At 42.1% G+C, this 24,195-nt stretch carries 25 protein-coding genes and 1 pseudogene; 11 read left to right on the top strand and 15 right to left on the bottom strand.

Translation table 11 applies throughout. The features are described from left to right. The 8 genes from rplV to A9J31_RS05330 all read right to left on the bottom strand — a co-directional run bounded on the left by rplV (position 1) and on the right by A9J31_RS05330 (position 4,417). Positions 1-330 (bottom strand): 50S ribosomal protein L22, encoded by a 330-nt coding sequence (gene rplV, locus A9J31_RS05295; protein WP_067762914.1) that lies wholly within the window; start codon positions 328-330, stop codon positions 1-3. A 9-nt stretch (positions 331-339) separates the two neighbouring features. Continuing rightward, on the bottom strand, positions 340-615 hold the full coding sequence (gene rpsS / locus A9J31_RS05300; protein WP_004281508.1) for a 30S ribosomal protein S19: 276 nt from the start codon (positions 613-615) through the stop codon (positions 340-342). Between the two features lie 19 nt (positions 616-634). After that, the gene (gene rplB / locus A9J31_RS05305) at positions 635-1,459 is read right to left on the bottom strand and encodes a 50S ribosomal protein L2 (RefSeq protein WP_067762915.1); all 825 of its coding nucleotides are present in this window, start codon (positions 1,457-1,459) and stop codon (positions 635-637) included. An 11-nt stretch (positions 1,460-1,470) separates the two neighbouring features. Further along, positions 1,471-1,791 (bottom strand): 50S ribosomal protein L23, encoded by a 321-nt coding sequence (gene rplW, locus A9J31_RS05310; protein ID WP_067762916.1) that lies wholly within the window; start codon positions 1,789-1,791, stop codon positions 1,471-1,473. Next, positions 1,788-2,390: a 50S ribosomal protein L4 gene (gene rplD / locus A9J31_RS05315; RefSeq protein ID WP_067762917.1), complete on the bottom strand. Its 603-nt coding sequence runs from the start codon at positions 2,388-2,390 to the stop codon at positions 1,788-1,790. Before rplD ends, rplW begins: the two co-directional genes overlap by 4 nt. Positions 2,391-2,401: 11 nt before the next feature. Next, positions 2,402-3,040: a 50S ribosomal protein L3 gene (rplC, locus tag A9J31_RS05320; protein ID WP_067762918.1), complete on the bottom strand. Its 639-nt coding sequence runs from the start codon at positions 3,038-3,040 to the stop codon at positions 2,402-2,404. Between the two features lie 59 nt (positions 3,041-3,099). Beyond that, positions 3,100-3,411 (bottom strand): 30S ribosomal protein S10, encoded by a 312-nt coding sequence (gene rpsJ / locus A9J31_RS05325; protein ID WP_000070912.1) that lies wholly within the window; start codon positions 3,409-3,411, stop codon positions 3,100-3,102. A gap of 268 nt (positions 3,412-3,679) precedes the next feature. Further along, complete coding sequence (locus tag A9J31_RS05330; RefSeq protein ID WP_067762919.1) at positions 3,680-4,417, bottom strand: type 1 glutamine amidotransferase; 738 nt, start codon at positions 4,415-4,417, stop codon at positions 3,680-3,682. A gap of 160 nt (positions 4,418-4,577) precedes the next feature. On the opposite strand from A9J31_RS05330, the gene A9J31_RS05335 reads away from it, so the two are divergent. The 7 genes and pseudogenes from A9J31_RS05335 to A9J31_RS05365 all read left to right on the top strand — a co-directional run bounded on the left by A9J31_RS05335 (position 4,578) and on the right by A9J31_RS05365 (position 11,930). After that, positions 4,578-5,780 (top strand): PLP-dependent transferase, encoded by a 1,203-nt coding sequence (locus tag A9J31_RS05335; protein WP_067762920.1) that lies wholly within the window; start codon positions 4,578-4,580, stop codon positions 5,778-5,780. Between the two features lie 14 nt (positions 5,781-5,794). Continuing rightward, entirely contained in the window at positions 5,795-7,378 is a 1,584-nt protein-coding gene (locus tag A9J31_RS05340) for a helicase HerA-like domain-containing protein (RefSeq protein ID WP_067762921.1), read from the top strand. Positions 7,379-7,539: 161 nt separating this feature from the next. Continuing rightward, complete coding sequence (gene hmpA, locus A9J31_RS05345; protein WP_067762922.1) at positions 7,540-8,748, top strand: NO-inducible flavohemoprotein; 1,209 nt, start codon at positions 7,540-7,542, stop codon at positions 8,746-8,748. A gap of 89 nt (positions 8,749-8,837) precedes the next feature. After that, complete coding sequence (locus A9J31_RS05350) at positions 8,838-9,281, top strand: RrF2 family transcriptional regulator (protein ID WP_067762923.1); 444 nt, start codon at positions 8,838-8,840, stop codon at positions 9,279-9,281. A gap of 85 nt (positions 9,282-9,366) precedes the next feature. Further along, the gene (yihA, locus tag A9J31_RS05355) at positions 9,367-10,251 is read left to right on the top strand and encodes a ribosome biogenesis GTP-binding protein YihA/YsxC (RefSeq protein ID WP_067762924.1); all 885 of its coding nucleotides are present in this window, start codon (positions 9,367-9,369) and stop codon (positions 10,249-10,251) included. A 156-nt stretch (positions 10,252-10,407) separates the two neighbouring features. Continuing rightward, a pseudogene (locus tag A9J31_RS05360) lies at positions 10,408-11,352 on the top strand (metal-dependent hydrolase). 164 nt (positions 11,353-11,516) lie between these two features. After that, positions 11,517-11,930 (top strand): VOC family protein, encoded by a 414-nt coding sequence (locus A9J31_RS05365; protein WP_067762925.1) that lies wholly within the window; start codon positions 11,517-11,519, stop codon positions 11,928-11,930. On the opposite strand, the gene A9J31_RS05370 is transcribed toward A9J31_RS05365, so the two are convergent. Both A9J31_RS05370 and A9J31_RS05375 read right to left on the bottom strand, forming a co-directional pair. Further along, positions 11,922-13,169: a dicarboxylate/amino acid:cation symporter gene (locus A9J31_RS05370; protein ID WP_067762926.1), complete on the bottom strand. Its 1,248-nt coding sequence runs from the start codon at positions 13,167-13,169 to the stop codon at positions 11,922-11,924. The two genes, A9J31_RS05365 and A9J31_RS05370, sit on opposite strands and share 9 nt — an antisense overlap. Before the next feature lie 383 nt (positions 13,170-13,552). Beyond that, the gene (locus A9J31_RS05375; RefSeq protein ID WP_067762927.1) at positions 13,553-14,425 is read right to left on the bottom strand and encodes an acyl-CoA thioesterase; all 873 of its coding nucleotides are present in this window, start codon (positions 14,423-14,425) and stop codon (positions 13,553-13,555) included. A 285-nt stretch (positions 14,426-14,710) separates the two neighbouring features. On the opposite strand from A9J31_RS05375, the gene plsB reads away from it, so the two are divergent. Next, the gene (plsB, locus tag A9J31_RS05380) at positions 14,711-17,284 is read left to right on the top strand and encodes a glycerol-3-phosphate 1-O-acyltransferase PlsB (protein WP_067762928.1); all 2,574 of its coding nucleotides are present in this window, start codon (positions 14,711-14,713) and stop codon (positions 17,282-17,284) included. 189 nt (positions 17,285-17,473) lie between these two features. Here the strand turns inward: plsB and A9J31_RS05385 are convergent, their stop codons facing one another. After that, entirely contained in the window at positions 17,474-18,247 is a 774-nt protein-coding gene (locus A9J31_RS05385; RefSeq protein ID WP_067762929.1) for a Rossmann-fold NAD(P)-binding domain-containing protein, read from the bottom strand. Between the two features lie 33 nt (positions 18,248-18,280). On the opposite strand from A9J31_RS05385, the gene recG reads away from it, so the two are divergent. Both recG and A9J31_RS05395 read left to right on the top strand, forming a co-directional pair. Beyond that, positions 18,281-20,326 (top strand): ATP-dependent DNA helicase RecG, encoded by a 2,046-nt coding sequence (gene recG / locus A9J31_RS05390; RefSeq protein WP_067762930.1) that lies wholly within the window; start codon positions 18,281-18,283, stop codon positions 20,324-20,326. 6 nt (positions 20,327-20,332) lie between these two features. Beyond that, positions 20,333-20,959 carry a ComF family protein gene (locus A9J31_RS05395; RefSeq protein ID WP_081410274.1) on the top strand — a complete coding sequence of 209 codons (627 nt, stop codon included), beginning with the start codon at positions 20,333-20,335 and terminating at the stop codon, positions 20,957-20,959. Here A9J31_RS05395 and A9J31_RS05400 read toward each other — a convergent pair. Together A9J31_RS05400 and A9J31_RS05405 are read right to left on the bottom strand one after the other, a co-directional pair. Further along, entirely contained in the window at positions 20,956-21,375 is a 420-nt protein-coding gene (locus tag A9J31_RS05400) for an NUDIX hydrolase (protein ID WP_067762931.1), read from the bottom strand. The genes A9J31_RS05395 and A9J31_RS05400 overlap by 4 nt on opposite strands. Before the next feature lie 3 nt (positions 21,376-21,378). Then, complete coding sequence (locus tag A9J31_RS05405) at positions 21,379-21,981, bottom strand: LOG family protein (RefSeq protein WP_067762932.1); 603 nt, start codon at positions 21,979-21,981, stop codon at positions 21,379-21,381. A gap of 156 nt (positions 21,982-22,137) precedes the next feature. Between A9J31_RS05405 and A9J31_RS05410 the strand changes: the two genes are divergently transcribed. After that, a complete protein-coding gene (locus A9J31_RS05410) occupies positions 22,138-23,151 on the top strand; it encodes a CorA family divalent cation transporter (protein WP_067762933.1) in 1,014 nt (337 codons plus the stop codon). Between the two features lie 105 nt (positions 23,152-23,256). On the opposite strand, the gene A9J31_RS05415 is transcribed toward A9J31_RS05410, so the two are convergent. Both A9J31_RS05415 and A9J31_RS05420 read right to left on the bottom strand, forming a co-directional pair. Beyond that, positions 23,257-23,544 (bottom strand): STAS domain-containing protein, encoded by a 288-nt coding sequence (locus A9J31_RS05415; protein WP_067762934.1) that lies wholly within the window; start codon positions 23,542-23,544, stop codon positions 23,257-23,259. Between the two features lie 12 nt (positions 23,545-23,556). Further along, positions 23,557-24,192: an MlaC/ttg2D family ABC transporter substrate-binding protein gene (locus A9J31_RS05420; RefSeq protein WP_067762935.1), complete on the bottom strand. Its 636-nt coding sequence runs from the start codon at positions 24,190-24,192 to the stop codon at positions 23,557-23,559. Positions 24,193-24,195: the final 3 nt, after the last annotated feature.

A 24,195-nucleotide genomic window follows, 5' to 3' on the forward strand; every position in this document is an offset into this window, starting at 1 on the left:
TCAAACCCCTACCTTAACGGTAATGTGACAAGTACGCTTAGTAATACGATCCGCACGGCCTTTAGCACGTGGCAAAATACGTTTAAGGCTAGTGCCTTCATCAACGTAGATCGTAGAAACTTTAAGGTCGTCTACATCTAAACTGTTATTATGTTCAGCGTTTGCAATCGCAGATTCCAATGCTTTTTTCACTAAAACTGCAGCTTTTTTGTTGCTGAAGTTCAAGATATTTAAAGCGTGAGCAACTGATTTGCCACGGATTAAATCTGCAACCAAACGAGTTTTTTGTGCCGAGATAGCGGCACCGCGTAATTTAGCAGTAACTTCCATCATCGCACCTTAACGTTTAGATTTCTTGTCAACACCGTGACCACGATAGGTACGAGTTGGCGCGAATTCACCGAGTTTATGACCAACCATGTGTTCAGATACGATCACTGGAACATGGTTACGACCATTGTGTACAGAAATTGTTAGACCAACAAAATCCGGGAGGATCATCGAACGACGCGACCAAGTTTTGATCGGCTTACGGTTATTAGCCGCGATAGCCGCTTCAACCTTAGCGAACAAGTGCGCATCGACGAATGGGCCTTTTTTCAGAGAACGAGGCATTGTCAGATTCCTTTACTTGTTACTTAACGCGACGGTCGCGAATGATCATCTTAGTCGTACGCTTGTTGGTACGTGTTTTGTACCCTTTAGCTTTTTGACCCCATGGACTTACAGGTTGAATACCTTTGTTACGTCCTTCACCACCACCGTGTGGATGGTCTACTGGGTTCATCGCCATACCACGAACGGTAGGACGAACGCCACGCCAGCGAGATGCACCAGCTTTACCCAATGAACGAAGGTTGCTTTCTTGGTTAGAAACTTCACCAAGAACTGCACGGCATTCAACGTGAACTTTACGCATTTCGCCTGAACGTAGACGAATGATTGCGTAAGAACCGTCACGACCCAACAATTGAGCAGAAGTACCAGCAGAACGTACTAATTGTGCGCCTTTACCGATTTTAAGCTCGATGTTGTGAAGAGTAGAACCGATTGGCATGTTGCGAAGTGGCAAGCAGTTACCTGGACGGATTGGAGCATCGTTACCAGATTGTACTTGATCACCAGCGCGAAGGCCTTTAGGTGCAATAATATAGCGACGTTCACCGTCAGCATATTTCAATAAAGCAATATGAGCTGTACGGTTAGGATCGTATTCAATACGCTCAACTACAGCTGGGATGCTGTCTTTGTTACGTTTGAAGTCAACGATACGGTAGTGCTGTTTATGACCACCACCAACGTGACGAGTCGTAATGTGACCATTGTTGTTACGGCCGCCAGTACGTTTTTTAGCTTCAACCAACGGAGAGTACGGTGCGCCTTTGTGAAGGTGATCGTGAACCACTTTCTCTACAAAGCGACGTCCTGGAGACGTTGGCTTACATTTTTGAATCGGCATAATTTTCGTCCTTATTCCGCTGCGTTTTCAGCGGTATCGCCCAAGTCAGCCATTTCAACATCTTGGCCAGCTTTCAGGGTGACGTATGCTTTTTTAACATCAGAACGACGTCCTAATGTTTTACCAAAGCGTTTAGTCTTACCTTTAGTGATAGTCGTGTTAACTTTAACAACTTCCACACCAAATAGTTGCTCAACAGCTTTTTTGATTTCAAGTTTGTTAGCGCTTAAAGCAACTTTGAAAACTTGAACACCAGCAGTTTCGCCTAAAACTTGTGCTTTTTCTGAGAATACAGGTCCTTGTAGGACTTGATAGATACGTTCGTTGTTCATCCGAGTTCTACCTCAATTTTCTTAGCAGCAGCAACAGACATAACAACTTTATCGAACGCGATCAAGCTAACAGGATCGATTGCAGTAGCATCAACCACATCAACGTGTGGAATGTTGCGAGCAGCAAGATACAAGTTCTCATCAACAGCATCTGTAACGATCAATGCACGAGTAGCATTCAAGTCGTTAAGTTTTGCAAGCAATTCTTTAGTTTTTGGAGCAGCAACAGCAAACTCTTCAACCAAAACTAGACGATCTTGACGAACAAGTTCAGCTAGGATGCATTGCATAGCACCGCGATACATTTTACGGTTTACTTTTTGAGACCAATCTTGTGGACGAGCAGCAAAAGTTTTACCACCGCCAACCCAGATAGGGCTACGAATAGAACCAGCGCGCGCGCGACCAGTACCTTTTTGACGGAATGGTTTTTTACCACCACCAGATACGTCAGCACGAGATTTCTGAGCTTTCGAACCTTGACGACCACCAGCTAAGTAAGCTGTAACAACTTGGTGTACAAGAGCTTCATTAAAGTCACGACCGAAAGCAACTTCAGATAATTCAACAGCAGAGCCGGAAACAGTATTTAAATTCACAATATTTCCCCTCAGGCCTTGATCGTAGGGCGAACGATAACGTCGCCACCAGTAGCACCAGGAACCGCACCTTTAACAACAAGAACTGAACGCTCTGTGTCGATAGATACAATTTCAAGACCCTGTGTAGTTACGCGTTCAGCACCTAAATGGCCAGCCATTTTTTTGCCTTTGAATACGCGACCAGGAGTCTGGTTTTGACCAGTAGAACCTAAAACACGGTGAGAAAGTGAGTTACCGTGAGTTGCGTCTTGCGTACGGAAGTTCCAACGCTTAACACCACCTTGGAAACCTTTACCTTTAGAAGTACCAGTTACGTCAACGATTTGACCAACTGTGAACAACTCAACAGTAAGAGTGCCACCAATTTCACGACCTTCAAGATCAGCTTCTGTAGCGCGGAATTCTTGAACTAGACGACCAGCAGCAACACCCGCTTTAGCGAAGTGACCTTTCTGAGCGTTAGTTACGCGAGATTCGCGACGTTCACCAGTAGTGATTTGAATCGCTTGATAACCATCAGTTTCAAGCGTTTTGATTTGTGTGATGCGGTTAGGATCAACCTCAATCACTGTTACAGGTACAGAAACACCAGCATCTGTAAAGATACGTGTCATACCGCACTTGCGACCGACTAAACCAATAGCCATGTGCATAAACCTCTAAAAAAGCGGCCTAATTAACTTAGAGCGTTAATTAACCGAAAGCCTTAACCCAAAGCGATCTGAACATCAACACCAGCTGCAAGATCTAACTTCATCAATGCATCAACAGTTTTATCTGTAGGTTGAACGATGTCGATCAAACGTTTGTAAGTGCGGATCTCGTATTGGTCACGCGCATCTTTGTTAACGTGTGGTGATGTTAAAACGTTAAAACGTTCGATACGTGTAGGCATCGGAATTGGACCACAAACTTGTGCGCCAGTACGTTTTGCTGTTTCTACGATTTCTTGAGCTGATTGATCAATTAAACGGTGATCAAAAGACTTAAGACGGATACGAATTCTCTGGTTAGACATACCAGTTAACTCCAAGCCAAATATATAAAGAATCACCCTTGACGCATCTCACCCCACTTTAAAGAGGCAAGTGTCAAGAGCAGTGAAATATCACTAAGGTCACGATCGATGCCGCGACTGTCACGATGTTAACTACTTTATTCGTAGCTAACCCCCTTTCATTAAAGGGTCGCTCATTATAGCTATTGTTTATTGCATAAGCAAATCTCTTTTGCTGTTTTTCTTATATTTTTCATTTTTTATGCAAGATCAATCGCTTAACTTTTAATCAGCAAGCGGTTTTTCTTAACACATACTCTATTGCTTGGTTTAGTATTTGATTTCCTTGAATAAATTTACTTTTCGCACTTTTACGCAATTCATTTACTGGTTGCACATGATTGCCTGTAAAAATTGCAACTTCTTCATCATTTTCTAAAAATAAATCGAGCACTTCAGGGGTTATTTCAGGGTGAAACTGAAAACCCAACACATTACTTCCTATTTGATACATCTGATTACGACAAACATCATTTTCTGCAAGCAACACTGCTCCGCGTGGAATTTCAAACGTTTCGCTGTGCCACTGCATGACTTTAAAGTTTTCAGGTAATTCAAAACATTCTAGAGGTACATTTGTCACTTTACGCACAGTCGTCCAACCCAATTCTTGTTGCGGATTACGACTGACCGCCCCACCCAACGCATTGGCAATAAGCTGACCACCAAGGCACAAACCAATGGCAGGTTTACCGAGTGCCAAATAGCGTCTTAACCATCGTTTTTCAATTTTTAACCATGGAAAGTTTGCCTCATCATTGACACTCATGGTTCCTCCCATAATGATCAATAAATCCACATCCTCAACATGAGGGAGTGCTTCAAGATCTAAGGTCTGATCTATAGGTAAGGCAAAAAATTCAGTTGCGCTAATTTGCGCATTTTGCTGTTTTAAAAAATCATGACAACTTCCGAACCCTTCACCAGCAATGTGCTGAAAATAATGTACTTTTAAATGCGACTTCATGCGCTCAAACCTATTGTTGTTGCTCTGATTCAGGTTTTGCAAAAATGAAGCCAACTTTTGTTATAAAGTATCTCTTTATACAAATTCATCTTAAATCTGCGTATTTAAGACACATTCCAATACGATACACTGCTATGCAGCACTATTTTCGAGTTGAGCCGTGAAAAAAAATCCACAAACAGAATTAATTCATGCACCAAGAAAAGCCCCTCAATACGTTTCAACGGTTCAACCTCCCCTGTATCGCGCATCGACCATTATTTTTGAAAATACCAATGCCCTATTTAATCGCCATTGGACCGATGACTATGACTATAGCTATGGTACGCATGGCACACCAACCACATTTACTTTAGGTGATAACATTGCGCAAATTGAAGGTGGCCTACACCACTTACTTGCACCAAGTGGTCTGTCTGCAATTAACCTTGTCAATGCATGCTTTTTAAATCACGGTGATGAAGTTTGGGTGGCAGACAATATCTATGGCCCAAACATGGAACATTTGCGCAATCTAGAAAAACGCTACGGTGTCATGGTTAAAGTTTACAACCCTATAGATGTTGATAGCTTCGCTCCAAGCAATAAGACAAAACTCATTTGGTTAGAAGCCGCAGGTTCGGTCACGCTTGAATTTCCAAATTTAGTTGGCTTGGTTAAAAAAGCGCAAGCGCACAATGTGTTGACTGCTTTAGATAATACTTGGGGTGCAGGTATTGCCTTTAATGCATTTGATTTTAGTACAGAGCACTTAAGTGTTGATATTACTGTGCATGCACTAACTAAATACCCAAGTGGTGGTGGCGATATTCTTATGGGCTCTGTTGTCACGCGAGATAAAAAGCTACATCATCAATTATTCCGTGCCCATGCCATTCAAGGGATTAGTATTTCTGGCGACGATGCCGCTCAAGTACAACGCAGCCTTTCATCGATGCGTCTCCGCTATGAGCATCAATCACGTAGTGCACTACAGCTACTTGATTGGCTGAAACAACAAAAGCAATTTGTACAAGTCTTACATCCTGCTGACGAACAATCCTCGGGTCACAACTATTGGAAAGAAATCTGCACAGAGCAACATAGTGCAGGTTTAGTCAGTGTGGTGTTTGATCCTAAATACACACTTGAAGATATTCGTACTTTCTGTGATGCATTAACACTCTTTAAACTTGGCTTTAGTTGGGGTGGCCCAGTCAGTTTAGTCATGTTATATAACTTAAAAGAGATGCGTGTGCTTGAACATTCACATATCAAAACAGGATTATTGGTTCGCTTCTGTATAGGACTAGAACATCCTGCAGATTTAATCCAAGATATAGAAAACGCACTACAACACTTAAATAAACAGCAATTCGAATAATTACAGGACAATCTATGGGTACACCAATTGTTATTGCGAAGAAAACGCAAGACACCACACAAGATGTGGTCTTACATTCACAATTTGCCAATCGTCACGGCTTAATTGCCGGTGCAACAGGGACAGGTAAAACTGTCACCCTCAAAGTGTTGGCAGAAAATTTTTCTAGAATTGGCGTACCTGTATTTTTAGCTGATGCCAAAGGCGATGTTTCCAGTCTAGCAAAAGCAGGTGAAAGTAACCCTAAATTTGATGCACGCATTCAAAGCTTGCATATTGATTCAATTCCATTTGCAGCTTCGCCAGTGGTGTTTTGGGATTTATTCGGAGAACAAGGTCATCCCATTCGTACCACAATATCTGAAATTGGCCCACTGCTATTGGCGCGTATTTTAAATTTAAATGACACACAAGAAGGTGTGCTGTCAGCCGTCTTCCGCATTGCGGATGATCAAGGCATGTTATTACTGGATTTTAAAGACCTCAAAGCCATGATCAGCTATGTATCTGAACATGCAGCTGAGTTTAAAAATGATTACGGTAATCTTTCACCTGCAAGTTTAGGGGCAATTCAACGTAATTTGCTTGCCCTAGCAGATCAAGGCGGTGACAAGTTCTTTGGTGAACCCGCGCTCGACATCATGGACTTTATCCAAACGGATGCTCAGGGCCGCGGCAATATTAATTTATTAGCTGCTGACAAATTAATGAACACACCAAAACTCTATGCGACTTTCTTACTTTGGATGCTGTCAGAGTTGTTTGAACAATTACCTGAAGTCGGTGATATGGACAAACCTAAACTGGTGTTCTTCTTTGATGAAGCACATTTATTGTTTGATAACGCCAGCCCTGCATTGCAAGAAAAAATTGAGCAAGTGGTGCGTCTAATACGCTCTAAAGGCGTGGGTATTTATTTTGTCACGCAAAACCCGCTCGATTTGCCAGAAAGTGTTCTTGGTCAACTAGGTAACCGTGTACAACATGCCTTACGTGCTTTCACCCCTAAAGATCAAAAAGCTGTCAAAACTGCCGCAGATACTTTCCGTGCCAATCCTGAGTTTAAAGTCGATCAGGTGATTACGGAACTGGCTGTCGGTGAAGCGCTGATTAGCTGTCTAGATGAGCAAGGTACTCCACAAATTGTAGAACGTGCTTGGGTGATGCCACCCTACTCCTCATTTAGTCCAATCAGTGTCGATGAGCGTAAAACACTGATGGCAAGCAGCATTGTCTCGGGTGTATACGACACAGAAGCAGACCGTGAAAGTGCCTTTGAAAAATTACAAAACAAAGTACAACAACGCCAACAACAAGCAGCACAAGCCGAAGTCGATAAAGCGCAAGCAAAAGAACAAGAAGCTCTAGCCAAACAACAAGCCAAAGAAGCTGAGGCACTCGCTAAACAGCAAGCACGAGAACAAGAACGTATTGCGCGCGAGCAACAAAAAGAAGCTGAGCGCTCTGCAAAGCAACGTGAAAAATTGATTCAGGACACCGTAGGCACATTTGCCAAAAGTGCAGCTCGCAGCCTCGGTGGCTCAACGGGTCAGAAAATTGTTCGTGGACTACTTGGCTCACTGTTTGGCAGAAAATAAGACTTCGATAATTAACTCATTCGATTAAAGCAAACAGAATTATGGGATATTTTAATATCCCATAATTTTTTTATGGTTTTATTTAAAACATGTATTGTAAATACATTTTATAAGATGTATTTTAAATACATCTTATAAATGATAGCCAAGAGAGATCAAACATGACTCCGCAGCAAATTGACCTTGTAAAAGCAACTGTTCCTGTCCTTCGTGAAAATGGTGTCGCACTTACAGGTTATTTTTATAACCGCATGTTAGGCAACAATCCTAATTTAAAAGAAACCTTTAATATGGGGCATCAACGCAGTGGTGCTCAAGCCCAAGCTTTGGCGGGTGCTGTGTTGGCCTATGCAGAAAACATTGAAGATCCTTCTGTATTGCTTCCTGTGGTTGAGCTGATTGCCCACAAACATGTCAGCTTGAATATTCAAGCACCTGACTACAACATTGTTGGTGAAAACCTCCTCCATTCGATTAGTGAAGTTTTAAGTATTTCAATGGAAGATCCATTGATTGATGCTTGGGCTACAGCGTATGGTCAATTGGCTGATTTATTCATTAGCACTGAAAAAGCGATTTATGAGCAACATCAACAAACCAAAGGGAGCTGGTTAGGCTGGCGCAACTTTAAAATTGCGAAAAAAGTGGTTGAAAGCGATGAAATCACTTCTTTCTATCTTGCCCCTGTGGACGGTGGTGATTTACCAAAATATGAAGCAGGTCAGTACATTTCAGTACGTGTATTTGTTGAGGAACTTGGTCTAAAACAACCTCGCCAATATACCCTTTCAACTAGCCCTCAAGCTGACTATTTACGTATCTCGGTCAAACGCGAAGATGAAAAAGGTGATTTGGCAGGAGGCTGGGTGTCAAATACCCTGCATGGTTTAGCCGAAGGTGCTGAAATTGAAGTATCTGCACCAACAGGTAACTTCTACCTGATTGACCCAAACAAACGCAATGTATTCATTAGTGGTGGTGTAGGCCTCACGCCAATGGTGGCGATGCTGAATCAGTTGGTGACTTTAGATATGCCAGAACCTGTGACTTTTGTACACGCCTGCCGCAGCAAACAAGTGCATGCCATGAAACAGCACATTCATGACTTAAAGGCCAAATACCCACGCTTAAGTACCTTTACTGCGTACGAGTTCCCACATCAAAGCGATGTTTTAGGTCAAGATTATGATGCGAAGGGTCGCCTTGATTTGAGTACCATTGATAGCGCGATTCTACCAGTACAAGCAGACTACTACTTATGCGGCCCAATGCCATTTATGGCTGAACAACAAAAAGCCCTAATTGCCCGTGGTGTTCCTGCCGAAAATATTCACAGTGAAGCTTTTGGCACAGGTGGTGTTCATCACTAACCCATGTCATCGGCATAAAATAGAGAGGGTTAGTCAGGTTATGCTAGACTAGCCCTTTGTTTTTTTGCTTATCAACGATCAGTACCCTCATGCAGCTCAATAAATTCACAGATTATGCTTTGCGGATTCTGCTGTATATTGCCCGCCCACGCGAGCAACCGTACAACATTGCAGAAATAGCAGAAGATTTACAGGTCTCGCGTAATCACTTAGTGAAAATCGTTCATTTTATGGCGAAACACGAGTGGCTGATTACCACACGCGGGAAAGGTGGCGGCCTGCGACTCAACCCGCAAGTCCTAGACATGCGACTCGGACAAATTGTACGCATATTGCAGGGTGATCAACAAATTGTTGAGTGTAACGAACCCCCATGCGTATTACGTAATCAGTGTGGCTTAAAAGGTATTCTTGATCAGGCTTTGGAGCAATTTTATCAACGCTTAGATCAGCACACACTTGCCGATGTGATCCAACCCACAGGTCAATCTAAATTTACCACTCATTCCCCTATCCAAATGATTAATCTGTAATTCTAGATTATCCACGACAAAATTCGCTTGCCTGCCCGACTTCCTTTATAATACGTGCTTGTAAATTAGTTATTGAAGTTGGGTTATGCATCAGCACAGAGGAAAATCACGAAACAGTAAAACGGCCAATGCGCCAAAGCAAAAGATTACTTATGAAAAGAAAGTAGATTCTGCTGTTACTGAATATGCTGTTCGCTCACTCAACTGGTTACGCAAAGCCGAATTCCTCATGAGTGCGCCAAAACTAAATCTTTGTGTGGAAGATACAGGTTATGAAATTGCCTTTGCTGGCCGCTCAAACGCAGGCAAATCAAGTGCAATTAATGCACTAACTAATCAAAAACAGTTGGCTCGTGCATCTAAAAAACCAGGTCGCACGCAAATGATTAACTTCTTCAGCTTAGGTAATCCTGACCAGCGTTTGGTGGATTTACCTGGTTATGGCTATGCTGCTGTACCTGAAGCAATGAAAATCGTTTGGCAAAAAGAACTCGAAAACTATTTAATTCACCGTCAAAGCTTGCAAGGTCTTGTGCTTTTGATGGATATTCGCCATCCGCTGCAACACTTTGACGTGATGATGTTGGAATGGGCTTATTCACGTAAATTATTCGTGCATGTGCTATTAACCAAGTCCGACAAACTGAATCGTGGCCCTGCATCGAAAGCACTACAAGAAGTTAAAGCTGAATTGAAAAAAATGAAGCTGAGCTTCTCTATTCAGTTGTTCTCATCGTTAAATAAAGAAGGCCTACAAGAATTAGCCAGTGTCATGGCTGGTCGTCTTAACTTTACACTTGAGCAGTCTACTGAATTTGATCTCGACAGCATTCCTGAAGCTTCTGAAGATGATATTGAAGACGGCTTAGATGACAGTGTAGATCATGATGATTTAGCAGACATTAATGAGGTAGAAGTTGATGCTGCCACGCAAGATCATTCAACAGAACAACAGCCCAAAGCTGACTAAATAAACCATCAAACTCACTGATTGGATTGATTGTCTGACAAAATCCATCATATGATGATAATGAAATGTCCTGTATTGCTAATCACAATGCAGGATTTTTTTTGGATACTGAACTTATTGGATGTGTACGACATCACATAAAAATAAGGACAGCCCATGAAATTACTCTCCCGCCTTAGAAATTCAAAAATAGGCTCATCAATTGAATATAAAATTAAGCCACGTAAAGTGAAGTTTGAATGGCAGGACACGCAAGTCGATTGGGTTCCCAATCAACCTTTCGTTAGCTACTTCATTAATGAAATTAATATGATCTTACCTGCGGGCGAGTTTTGGTTCTGCCGTCTTTACAACAAAGTCCTTCCACAAATTACTGACCAAAAATTAAAAGATGATGTTTAAGCATTCATTCGCCAAGAAGCCATGCACGCTCAAGCACATAATTCGGCAAATAAAGAATATTTATCCCAGCGCAATATCAGCATTCAACGCAACTTAGATGTGATGGATTTTCTCTTTGGAAAATTACTGGCCGATCAGCCTTTAGGTTTCAATGTGCCAAAAGCGCTTGATCATCAATGGGATCTTTTCCGCCTCGGCATTGTGGCAACCGTTGAACACATGACTTGTGTCTTGGGTAAATATGCCCTTTACAATAAAGAATGGGAACGTTTGGGCGCAGATGCCAACATGCTCGATTTAGTGAAATGGCATGGTGCCGAAGAAATTGAACATCGTACAGTTGCATTCGATTTATATCGTCATCTCGGCGGTGGTTATATTTCACGTTATTATCAAAGTGTGATTGTGATTGCAGCAGTACTTGGTCTATGGGTCGATGGCGCAGCACATATCATGAAACAAGACCCACGCTATGCGTCTATTCAACCTGCTGCATATAAACCTTGGATTTGGCGTGAATGGGCGCGTATTGCACAAAAAGACAATCGCCTACTCCCACATCCATTTTGGTTGGTTTCACAACAATTGGGCTATTTAATGCCTTGGTATGATCCGGTACATGAGGCTAAAACTGAAGATGCAATTGCCTATCTAGATCAATCGCCTGCGGCAAAACGCGCAACGCTTAAAGTGGCCTAGACTTAAACTAAAAATTTCCACCGATCAAAGCAGGAGTTCACTCCTGCTTTTTTTTAAGTGAGTTAATACGACCAAACTTGATACATTTTTTTGTTTGTCTATCTACGAAAAGGTTTAAGCTTATACTCTACAGCACGACTCATAACAATAAAAAGGAACGTTGAATGCAGCCACATATCACCATGATTACCTTGGCCGTTCAGGATCTTCAAGTATCTTTTGAGTTTTATCACCAAGGCTTGGGTTTAAATAGCGCAGGGATTATAGGCACTGAATATGAAAATTGTGCCGTCGCGTTCTTTGATTTGCAAAACAACTTGAAACTTGCACTTTGGCCACAGCAAAGCTTAAGCAGAGACACTGGCTTAGCCGCTAACCAGTTTTGTCCAACCCAAATGTCTCTTGCACATAATGTAGAAAGTAAGTCCATGGTCGATCAAGTCATGCGTCAAGCTGAAAATGCAGGTGCAAGGATCGTTAAACCCGCACAGACCACTTTTTACGGTGGCTATGCAGGTTATTTTCAGGATTTAGATGGTCATTTATGGGAAATTGCGTATAACCCAGATTTAATTTGAATGAATAGGCATGTCTAGATCACGCGTATGACGATCAACAACAACACTAATCATCATATCACCTTGAACATTCACCACTGTCCGAACCGTATCTAATAGACGGTCAATCGGGAGTAAAATTGCAATCGCTTCTGCCGGCAAGCCCACCGATTGCAAAACCATAATCATGGTGACCATCCCTGCACTTGGAATACCCGGTGCACCTAAAGAAGCAATCATCGCTGTTGCACAGACGATAAGCTGTTGCCCGAGTGTTAAGTCCAAGCCCATTAAGTTCGCAATAAATAAAGCGGCAGCAGCTTCATACAATGCAGTGCCATCCATGTTCAGTTGTGTTCCTAAAGGAATGACAAAACCCGCAGTTTGTGGGCGCACACCCAAATTTTCCTGTGCACACTTCATGGACAAAGGCATCGTTGCCGAACTTGAACTGGTAGCAAAGGCAGTAATCAGTGCTGCACGTGTCCCTTTAAAAAAGGTGATTGGATTCATTTTGCCAAAAATCCACAACAATAAAGGCAATACCACGACACCATGAAAAATGGTCGTCCCAGTGACAACGGCTGCAAATTCCGCTAAACGGCTCAGCACAGAAATGTCTTCAGTGGCAATTAATTTTGCCAGCAAAGCAAAAATACCAATTGGCGCAAGTTTCATTACCCAGCCAATCATCATCATCATGATGTCAAAAAACTGTTGGCTTAACTTGCGCACACTACGAAACTTCTCACCACCCTTGACCAAGGCCACACCCAAAAACAGCGAAAACACAACCACAGCCAACACATTGCCTTCACTAAAAGCTTTAAACGGATTGATTAAGGTATTTTGAATAAAATTGGTAAAGAACGAACCTGGAGTCAATGTATCTGGCGTTTGGTGTTGATTCATTGCATCCTGGAACATCACAATGTCCACACCCTGCCCCACTTTAAACAGATGTGCGCAAGCAAGCCCCAAGATCAGTGCTAAGGTCGTGGTGGTCACGCAGCAAGCCAAGGTGATTTTCCATGTGCGGCTCAGTTGACCACCCGCTTGTAGGTTAGACACGCCCACCACAATCGAACTGAAGATCAGTGGCACTAAAAGCATTTTCAGCAAGCCAATAAAAATACTGCTGGCAATACCCAGCCCATAGAGACTGGCACTCAAAAATTGGGTTTCAGGAAATAGGTTTAAAATAAAACCAAAAGCTACACCTAATATTGCAGCCAATAAAATCTGTGTATTTAAGCTCATTCTGCATGCTTTTATCATGATTTCTGTGTAGGCACTATGCCATGCAGACTATAGAGAATCGAGGAATTTTTTGTCACATACTCTGCAATAATGCTGCAAAGGCTCAGCAGCATTTTAGATGTATTTATTTGATGTGGCATGCATCGTGCTAGTTCAGTGCATATAAATTTTAACAATGGGTCAAAACGGTACACTTATGAAAAGAATTTTATTACTTTCTGCACTTATTTGTAGCATCTCTACAGTTTATGCACACTCTTCAGGCACAAGCACCAAACAAGGTTGCCATAAACATTCCCCTTCAGAGCTTCCACATTGCCACTAAGCATATAAAAGTAAAAAAGCCGAATCACAAGATTCGGCTTTTTGATACACATATTAGATTATTGGGTTTCTATTTCACGTAAGCGAATCAAACCTTCTTGCGTCGTGCTACATACCAATTCACCATTTTGCCACATCCGGCCAAAGTTCAAACCGCGTGAACTCGCACTTACTGTTGCATCCATGTCATATAACATCCAGTCATCTACACGGAATGGTTTATGGAAATACATTGCATGATCAATGCTGGCACACTGCAAACTTGGTGACAGGTAACTTAAACCATGTGGGCGTAAAGCTGTCGTCATCAAGGTAAAGTCTGAATAGAATGCTGCAATTGCTTGGTGTAAAGAAATCTCGTCCACTTCGGGTGCAATCGCATCATGTGTACGCAAATAATGTGCATAGCTTGGCGCTTCTGGCTGTGGTTGGTACGGATTGCTTGGATTAATAGGACGAATCTCAACATGGCGGTCACGCATGAAGCTGGCACGCACATTTTCCGGCACAAATTCCACCATCATTTTTTTCAGTTCAGCCTCATTTTTGAGCTGATCCACCGCAGGATATTCAGGTTCAGAAATTTGGTAGCTTAAGCCCGCTTCATAGTCAGCAAAAGACACCATACACATGAAAATTGTTTTTCCATGTTGAATCGCGCGAACTTGGCGACTCACAAAACTACGACCGTCACGAATCCGATCCACTTCATAAATGATCGGCGCGTTAATATCACCACCAAAAAGGAAATAGGCATGTAGAGAATGTGCCGGACGATCTGTGGTGTAAGATGCGGCACGTAAAGCCTGACCTAATACCTGTCCACCAAAAACACGCTTGCCAACCAAATTACGGCTTTGCCCACGAAATATATTTTCTTCCAGTTTTTCAAGGCTGAGTAAATCAACCAACTCTTGTGTTAAGGCATTCATAACAAACCTATCTATAATTCGGAATTACCTAAGTCGGCAAAATCTGTGGATGTTTTCCATTTTGCTTCATTTTGCCATAAAATCTGACTAAAACCCTAAAGATTGACTGACTGCTGTGTCACATAGATGATGTAATTTATCTGCTAAAAATACGTTTTTTAACGATAAAATCTTACAATATCCATGCAAATTGTCAGAAAATGACATACTGTTTTTTATTACAATTACGCAAATAGATACCCCTCAGAATTTCTGTGGTTTTGGTCATTAAAAGTAGGAGTGTGTATGTCCAAGAGCGGCTTTGGTCAAATGTATCGGAAGCTTTCAAGTAAACTGCTTGACCTCGTGGTAACACCGCATGTTTTAGGCGAAGTTCCCGTTGAACCTGTAGTGACAGAACCCGATGCAAATGCCGACGTACAGACAAAAAAAATTAGCTGTTACGTTCTACAAAATCACTCTCGCAGTAATGCTTTGATCGTTGATGGTGAAACTCGTCGATTAAAACTACATCCTGCACTTGACCCGTTGGTGACCGGATCACATACAGAAAAAGCGTCTGTGGTGTTTTTACAACATCATGATGAAGACAATCTGTTAAACCCACCTCCACATGCATTCCCACCTCGTTTGCTGCGTTTGATTGATGTACTGGACAAAGATCCAGAATTGGATATTGAACTCATTCCTGTGACCGTACTTTGGGGCCGCGAGCCAGACAAAGAAGACTCATGGTTCAAACTACTCTTTACCGATACTTGGTCTACCCCAAGCAAAGTTAAGCAGTTGGTGAATATTGGTCTGCATGGTCGACAATCTTATTTAGAATTTCATGAACCACAGTCTTTACGTCGTTTGATTGACTATGCAAAAACCACACATCCAAACTTATCGCCTGCAACCTACATCATTAGCACTTTAAATGACTATTTAGATGCGCAACGTGAAGTGGTACTTGGCCCTGATTTATCTGACCGTCGTAATGTCATGCACGGCTTGATTAAATCCTCTGATGTGCAAGATGCCATTCGTCGTGAAAGCATTCGCAGCAAAATTAGCATGGTCGAAGCAGAACGCCGTGCAATTGGCTACTTAAATGAAATCGTATCTGACTATTCAGCTTCTACAGTTCGTTTTGCAGATTTAGCTTTAACGCGTCTGTGGACGCAGCTCTATGACGGTGTTGAAGTGCATAACTTCAGCACTGTGCGTGAACTGGCTAAAGACTATGAAATTGTTTACACCCCTTGTCACCGCAGCCATATCGATTACTTACTCTTATCATATGTGATTTATAAACGTGGCTTGATGGTGCCGTACATCGCTGCAGGTGATAACCTTAACATGCCTTTTGTGGGTCAAATCTTACGTGGTGGCGGTGCATTCTTTATTCGCCGTAGTTTCCGCGGTAATGGCTTATACACCACGGTATTTAAAGAATATTTGTATAGCATTTTGTCACGTAACACACCTTTGGAATACTTTATTGAAGGTGGCCGTTCACGTACAGGTCGCTTGCTTCCGCCAAAAACTGGCATGCTTGCAATGACCGTACACAGCCATTTGCGTAATCCAGCCAAGCCAATTGTATTCTTACCAACATACATTGGTTATGAACGCTTGATGGAAGGTGCAACGTATGTGGGTGAAATGAATGGTAAGCCGAAAGAAGGCGAATCTATTCTTGGCATTATGAAGACTCTACGTAAGATTGAACGCATCTTCGGTAAAGTCCATTTGAACTTTGGTGAACCCGTTTTCTTAGATGATATGTTAAAGCAACACAATGCTGAAAATATCAAAATAGAAAAAAATGACGATCCAATTCCGCAAGAAGTCTCAAATGCAATCAACAGTTCTGCGCACGCCATTTTAGAGAACATTAACCGTGCTGCTGTGATTAACCCAGTCTCATTGTTATCACTGATTTTATTAGCAACATCTAAACATACTTTAGATGAAGCAATCTGTATTAAGCAGCTAGATACTTATCGTGACCTTTTGACTGCCCTACCATACGACAGCCGTATGGAAGTTACGCCATTGTCAGGTAAAGAAATCATTGCCTATGGTCTAAAACTGAAACTGATTAAACGCGTCAATCATGTCTTAGGTGACATTATTGCCATTGCGGATAATCAGGCAATTTTATTGACCTATTTCCGTAACAATATTTTGCATGCTTTTATTCTGCCATCATTAATTGCTGCATTGGTTGAACATAATGGTTCGATTCGTCGCGGCGATTTAATCAATGTGATTCGCACGCTGTATCCATTCTTGAAAGCAGAATTATTCCTGAAATGGAAAGATGAAGAGCTAAAAGATCAAATCTGTGCTTATGCTGAAGCATTGATTCAAGCAAAACTGATTAGTGAAGATGCTGAAGGCAACTTAGTTTCATCTGCACCAAACTCTGAACAACATAATCAATTGGTGGTATTGGCTGCACCAGTGATGCAAAGTCTCGAGCGTTATTACATGACTTTGGCCTTAATCACTCAACGTGGTTCAGGTAACATTTCTACACGTCAAGTTGAAGAATTAAGCCATTTGGTCGGTCAGCGCTTATCTGTGTTATATGAGTTCAACTCACCTGAATTCTTCGATAAAGCCTTGTTTCAAAGCTTTATTAAAGTATTAACGCAACAAGGTTACATCAGCACCAACGAAGACAATGCCATCGTATTTGATGAAAACTTCCAAAACGTTGCTCAATACGCCAACCTTGTATTAGATGATGTCACTTTACAAATGTTGCAGCACATCACCACCTTTAGTGATGATGAACTGAAAGAAGCATTAGATAAAGTTGCAGCCGAACAAGCGAAAAAACGTTTAAAGCGTAAGAAGAAGTAAACGTTGTAACTCTTCTCTTGAGTCAAATTTGACTTTGGGAGAATGTTAAATATAAGGGGCAAGTTTAAAAAACTGCCCCTTATTTTTTTATTTCTGAGAAAGTACATTCTTTAGTTTTAGATTGAGGAAATTTTTTGTATAACGCCCATTATATTTAAAAGGAATTGAAACTCTTTTTATTGATGACTCTCAACACCCATCATGCTGCAACCTAAATCCACTCTGTTGCATTCGCTCTGCAAAGATCCTTTTCCCCGTTTGCCGTTGACTGTCTAAAACCAATTCAGGTAAATGCATGGCTCTTTGCATTTCAAGTATTCTTTCATGTAAGGGTTGCGATGAATTATTGCTACAAATGTATGATTTTTTTACATGTTCCACGTGAAGTAAAAATGCCAAAAAGCCGACTAAATCATCTATATGAATTCTGTTCGACCAATGCACATTCGGATAATGATGTGTGCTCTCAGCCAATTTTTGCATTCTTACACTTGAGCCAGTATAAATCCCTGTAGGACGTACGATGACACAGGCTTCAGGATAGGCTGCTTGATATAAGCGTTCCATTTCTAACAATAAATGACCTTGTTCATCACTTGGCAGCGTTGCTGAATTATCATCAATCTTCTCCCCTGCATTTTCACCATATACACGGGTTGAAGACACCACAATTATGCGTTTTATCGGATGTGATGCTAAAGCAGCAACAATTGGCTGAACGGAATCGACATATGTGTGTTGATAGGCTGTGACGGAACTTTCAGGCGGTGCAAGCAATACATACGCAGTATCAATAGGCGCAAGTTGCTGCAAATTTAAGGCATGAACATCTTGAAGCAGATGTGTCGCAAATGAATCTGTTTTTGCACTCTGACTAATTGTGGTAATTTGGTGGCCATACGGAAATAACTGTTTAGCAAGCCGCTGAGATGTTTTACCATAACCTATAAATAAAATATGCATTTAGCACCAAATCACGGACAAAGTTGAGGGGACATGGCTGCAGTTCATCAGTTGCAAGGGGTCGGAGCGGCCTCTGCCACATTACTTGAAAAACTCAATATTTTCACTACAGATGATCTGCTGTTTCATCTACCACGCGACTATGAAGATCGTAGCACGATCATTCCAATGAACCAATTAACTGTCGGGCGTAGCTATTTACTTGAAGGTACGGTGAAAAATATCGACTTCCCACCAGGTAAACGTAAGTCAATGGCAGCAATACTGGACGACGATTTTGGCAAAATCACTATGCGCTTTTATCACATTTATAAAGGCATTACAGATCGGGTCAAACCCGGCAACCGTTTGCGTATTTTTGGTGAAGTGCGTGTCGGTGCGCGTGGCTTAGAAATGTATCACCCTGAACTGCAAGTTATTAGTGAACATACCCCGCTTCCACAAACTCAGCTCACAGCCATTTACCCTGCAACTGAAGGTTTGACCCAGCCCAAACTACGTGAATATGTTAAACAGGCATTAACTCATTATAGTGATGATCTGCCCGAATTATTACCACAAAAATTCACCAATGGTTTCGCCCTCAAACAGGCTTTAGACTATATCCACCATCCACCAGTGGATGCCAATATGCTACAACTCAGCCAAGGCTCCCACCCTGCACAGCAACGTCTGATTTTTGAAGAATTGGTTGCCCATCAAGTCAGCTTACTTAGCCGCCGCGCCTATATTCAACAAATTGAAGCACCTTCATTTAGTCCAAGTAAGAATTTTGCTAAACAATTACTCAGTACGCTACCCTTTGAAATGACCGGTGCTCAAAAGCGCGTATCTAAAGAAATTGTGGTTGATTTGAAAAAAAACAAACCAATGCTGCGCTTGGTACAAGGTGATGTTGGGGCGGGTAAAACACTGGTCGCAGGTGTTGCTGCCTGTCATGCCCTTGAAGAAGGCTGGCAAGTAGCGATGATGGCACCGACTGAAATTTTGGCTGAACAGCATTATCTCAATTTCAAAAAGTGGTTCGAGCCTCTGGGACTGACGGTTTCATGGCTATCAGGCAAACAAAAAGGTAAAGCACGTGCAGCTGCCGAACTCAGTATTCAAGATGGTTCTGCCAATTTAGTTGTCGGCACACATGCCCTATTCCAAGAAAATGTGCAATTTGCCAAACTCGGTTTAGTCATTATTGATGAACAACATCGTTTCGGGGTAGATCAACGTTTAGCACTGCGAAATAAAGGCTTAAATGGGATGACCCCACATCAACTGGTGATGACCGCAACACCAATTCCACGTACACTCGCAATGTCTGCCTATGGTGACTTAGATACGTCAGTGATTGATGAACTCCCTCCCGGCCGTACACCAATTCAAACCGTTACCATTCCACTCGACCGACGTGAAGAAGTTTTACAACGTATTGCTAGCAACTGCGCAGACGGCAAACAAGCTTATTGGGTCTGCACTTTAGTTGAAGAATCTGAAACTTTAGATGCCCAAGCCGCAGAAGCCACCTTTAATGAAATTAAAGAACGTTTTCCGACGCTGAATATTGGCCTCGTACATGGCAAAATGAAAGCCGATGAAAAACAAGCGGTGATGCAGCAATTTAAAAATAATGAACTCCAACTACTGATTGCCACGACTGTGATTGAGGTCGGTGTGGATGTCCCGAACGCCTCGATTATGGTGATTGAAAATGCGGAACGCTTAGGTCTCTCTCAATTACATCAGTTACGCGGGCGTGTAGGCCGAGGTGCGAAAGCCAGTTTTTGCGCCCTACTGTATAAAACCCCCTTGTCACAAAATGGACAAGAGCGTTTACGCATTATGCGTGAAACCAATGACGGCTTTATCATTGCGGAAAAAGATTTAGAAATTCGTGGCCCTGGTGAACTACTCGGCACGAAACAAACGGGCGATATGGGCTTTCGTGTCGCGAAGCTAGAGCGTGATGATCATCTACTTAGTCAAGCGCATCATGTCGCGCAGCAAGTCTTAAATGACTATCCAAGCCAAGCCGATGCACTTCTAAAACGCTGGCTTCCCGAAGCGCCTCGTTATGCTTATGTGTAGACTCAGATGAATATGCTATTGCAAGGACTACACAAGCTGGTTGGCAAGCCACCTTGTGTGCTGTGCCAACTGAGTCCTGCGCACCGACACAGTGTCTGTCAGGACTGCTGGAGCAATCTACCATGGAACCAAGAGATGATTCATCGACAGGAGCTCAATATTATTGCAGCCTGCGAATATCGTTATCCAATGGATCGCATTATTCAACAATTCAAATATGAACAACAATTACAATTTCAAACACTCTTGGCAGGCAGCTTAATTTGCAAAAAACTACCTCGTGTACAAGCGATTGTACCGATGCCAATTTCACAGGAACGGTTAGTTGAACGTGGCTTTAACCAATCTGTACTGATTGCACAACAGCTTGCCAGACAGTTAAACACTCCCGTGTGGCAACCGATCATTCGACAGCACCAACATGCTCAAAAAGGGCTTTCACGTGTTGAACGCTTAGAGGGTATCCATCAACAATTCAAAATAGATTCACGCATTCAAACGCGTTATCGCAAAGTCCTCATTATTGATGATGTCGTGACCACTGGCAGCTCTGTTAAAGCATTAACTGAACAGCTTGAAAATATTGGCTGCAAGCAGATTCATATTGCCTGTCTTGCTGCAGCTAAAATTTAAACAATACTGACAGCTGGTTTTAGCTCAACTAAATGTTGCTTTACCCACGGCATCACAATTTCACGCGTTAATGGTGCAAGTTGGGTCGTAACATCATCCAGTCTCACCCATTTCATTGCAGCAATTTCGGCATCAATCTGTGGTGCATCATGCAGCTGAATAACATATACATAGCTCACTAGTAAATGATTTTCTTCATTTGCGGCAGCCGTTTCAAAACGCCCTACAAATTGCTCAATTTCAGCATCACAACTTATTTCTTCTTTGATTTCACGCACAATAGTCAATTCAGGCGCTTCATTCGGCTCGAGCTTACCACCCACTTGCATAAAAAATTCAGTGTTCTTTTTACGCACTACCAGTAATTCATGCTGCTCATTCAAGATAATGGCTGCGGCAACAGTAATGACATTCATGGTTTATTTTTCCAATTCAAGCATAAGTTCAGGTTTTTCAACCATGCCCCATTTAGGCTCTGGGGCAACAAAATTCTGAAACTGCTCAACCACAGTTTCAATATGCTCCGCGACCACCAGATGATCAATAAACCGCGAATGCGTAAAACCTTTTTCTGCCGTAATCGACAGGAATTTCAATAAATCGTCATAAAAACCATCTACATTTAAAAATGCACACGGTTTCAAATGAATACCGAGCTGCGCCCATGTCCATTGCTCAAAGATTTCTTCCAATGTTCCAACACCACCCGGCATGGCCACAAAGCCATCCGCCAATTCAGACATTTTGCTTTTACGCTGCTGCATATTTTCCACCACATGCAATTCAGTTAAACCAGGGTGCGCTAATTCCTTTGTCACTAACACTTGAGGAATTACGCCAATGACCTGACCACCGGCAGCTAAAGCACTGTCTGCAACCACACCCATAAGTCCTGAACGACCGCCACCATACACCAAGGTTATGCCCTGCTCTGCCAAACAACGCCCCACATTTTGTGCGGTACGTAGATAGATCGGATCAGCGCCGAGTGCTGAACCACAGAAAATTGCGATCGATTTCATTTATAATCACCAATATATTGAGAGTGGGATGCTGAAAGAATCAACTTCAAAACAGATTTTTTCATAAATTAATCATTAGAACAGTGTATTTCCTCAAATCCTTGTCTAAAATACACCCATTCAATTTTTACATACTGCGCAAGGGGAAAAGACAACATGCTTGAAGCCTTTTATGCCACAGAGCGCGGTAGCCTGGAAGATGTCACCATTAATGGTGACTTTGATTTACATCAGGATTTAGTTTGGCTTGATCTGATTGCACCGTCTCAAGAAGAACAGCAATGGATCATGGATGCCTATGATCAGAACTTACCAACTTTAAAATCACTCGAAGACATTTCTTCAAGCGCACGATTTTATCGTGATGATGATGGCATTTTACACATCAGCACCTATTTTTTAACCAAAAATAAAAACTATCAGGTTGATGGTGAACCTGAAGAAAACTCTGGCACTTTAGCTACAGTTCAAACGGTTGCGTTTATCTTACATAAAGAACGCTTGTTTACATTGCGTGGCGAAAAGCTTGTGGCATTTCGAGCTTTTCGTGCCCGTGCGCGTCGCAATGACTACGAAATTGATTATAAAGATCCCACTTGGATTTTGCTGGGTTTACTCGAAGCGAAGTTGGATGAGCTTGCGGATATCTTAGAAGATATCCACAAGGACTTAGAAAAGTATTCCACAGAAGTGCTTAACAACCGTCATCGTGAAATGATTTTAGATTTGGATGACATGATTACCCGCCTAGCGCATTTAGAAGATATGTTGGGGAAAGCACAGCTGTGTCTAATCGATTTACGTCGTGTTCTGACCTTCTTATCGCGCCCACGTGCCTTAGGCAGTCATATCTATGATGCGGATATTCGAGAGTTAAGCGAAGATGTTCGTTCCTTAGTAGAACATGATGCCTTCTTATTCCAAAAGGTCCGATTCCTATTGGATACCACCTCTGGATTCATTAACACTGAACAAAACGATACCATTCGTCGATTCTCGATATTACCCAGCATGCTTGCACCTCCAATGCTGGTCGCAAGTGTCTACGGGATGAATACCGATGTTCTGCCTTTTGCGCATGGCACCACCAGTTTTATCATTGTCAGCCTAATTTTATTGGCTTTCTTCATAGGCCCACTGATTTACTTCCGCTGGAAAAAATGGATTTGATCAAGCTTTGAGATATTGCTGCAAAGCGAAGCCAGAGAAACTTACCTTATTTGTGAAAGCCTATTTTCAAGCAATAAAAAAAGCACCTTTCGGTGCTTTTTTTATTTAGATAATCTGCAAGTCATGTTCTAAATGACAGGCTTGAATAATCTTCATCATTTTCATTGGAACCGCTTTAAACTGTAGTCCTTGTGCATTCGGTGTTTGGCGAAGCCAACGCACCAATACTGCGAGTGCTAAAGTACTACCATGTTCCAATTCAGCCAGATTCACCACCATTGGAAAAGCCTGCTGTTGCTGAATCAGTTTCAGACCATCGGTATAATATGCTTGAGCATTGTCATAGTCGATTTTGCCTGAAACCACTAGTTCTTGTTGATGAAGTTTAATCACACATCACCTATCTTATTTTTTCTTGTCAATTGCAGCTTCAGCATCTGGCTTAAAGTTTGCAATTGCTTTATCAATATTACCGCCATTACGTTTTACAGTCGCAGCGAACTGGTTACGGAATTGTAAGCCAAGGTCTATCCCTGAAACGTTGATGTTACGGATTTTCCATTGTGAACCTTTGTCAGCCAACTGGAAAGACACTGGAATTTTTTCACCATTGTTATTGAAATCAATAGTCACTACAGGGTTCTTACTGGTTGATGCTTTATAAGGACGCATGGTGTAAGTTTGATTACTGAACTTAGCAAATGCAGAACCATAATTTTCAATTAAAGTTTCACGGAAATTACGTTCAAACTGCGCACGTTGGGCCGCAGAGCTATATTGATTCGTTGCATAAGTACCCATCACAATACGTGTGAATGCTTGTGAATCAATATACGGGTCAAGATTTTGACGCACGATCGCTTTAACCCCAGCTGGGTTATTTTGTAATTTTGCATGATCTGCTTTTAAACGAGAAATCAAGCCGTCTGCCACTTTCTTAACAAACGCAGGTGGTGCTTCGCTCGGCGCAGCGAAAGCTGTACCTGCCATCATTGTAGATAAGATGCTTGCTGTAAGCGTATGTTTTAACAATGTGTTCACTTC

The sequence above is a fragment of the Acinetobacter gandensis genome (assembly GCF_001678755.1).
In the GTDB taxonomy this organism is placed as follows: Bacteria; Pseudomonadota; Gammaproteobacteria; order Pseudomonadales; family Moraxellaceae; genus Acinetobacter; species Acinetobacter gandensis.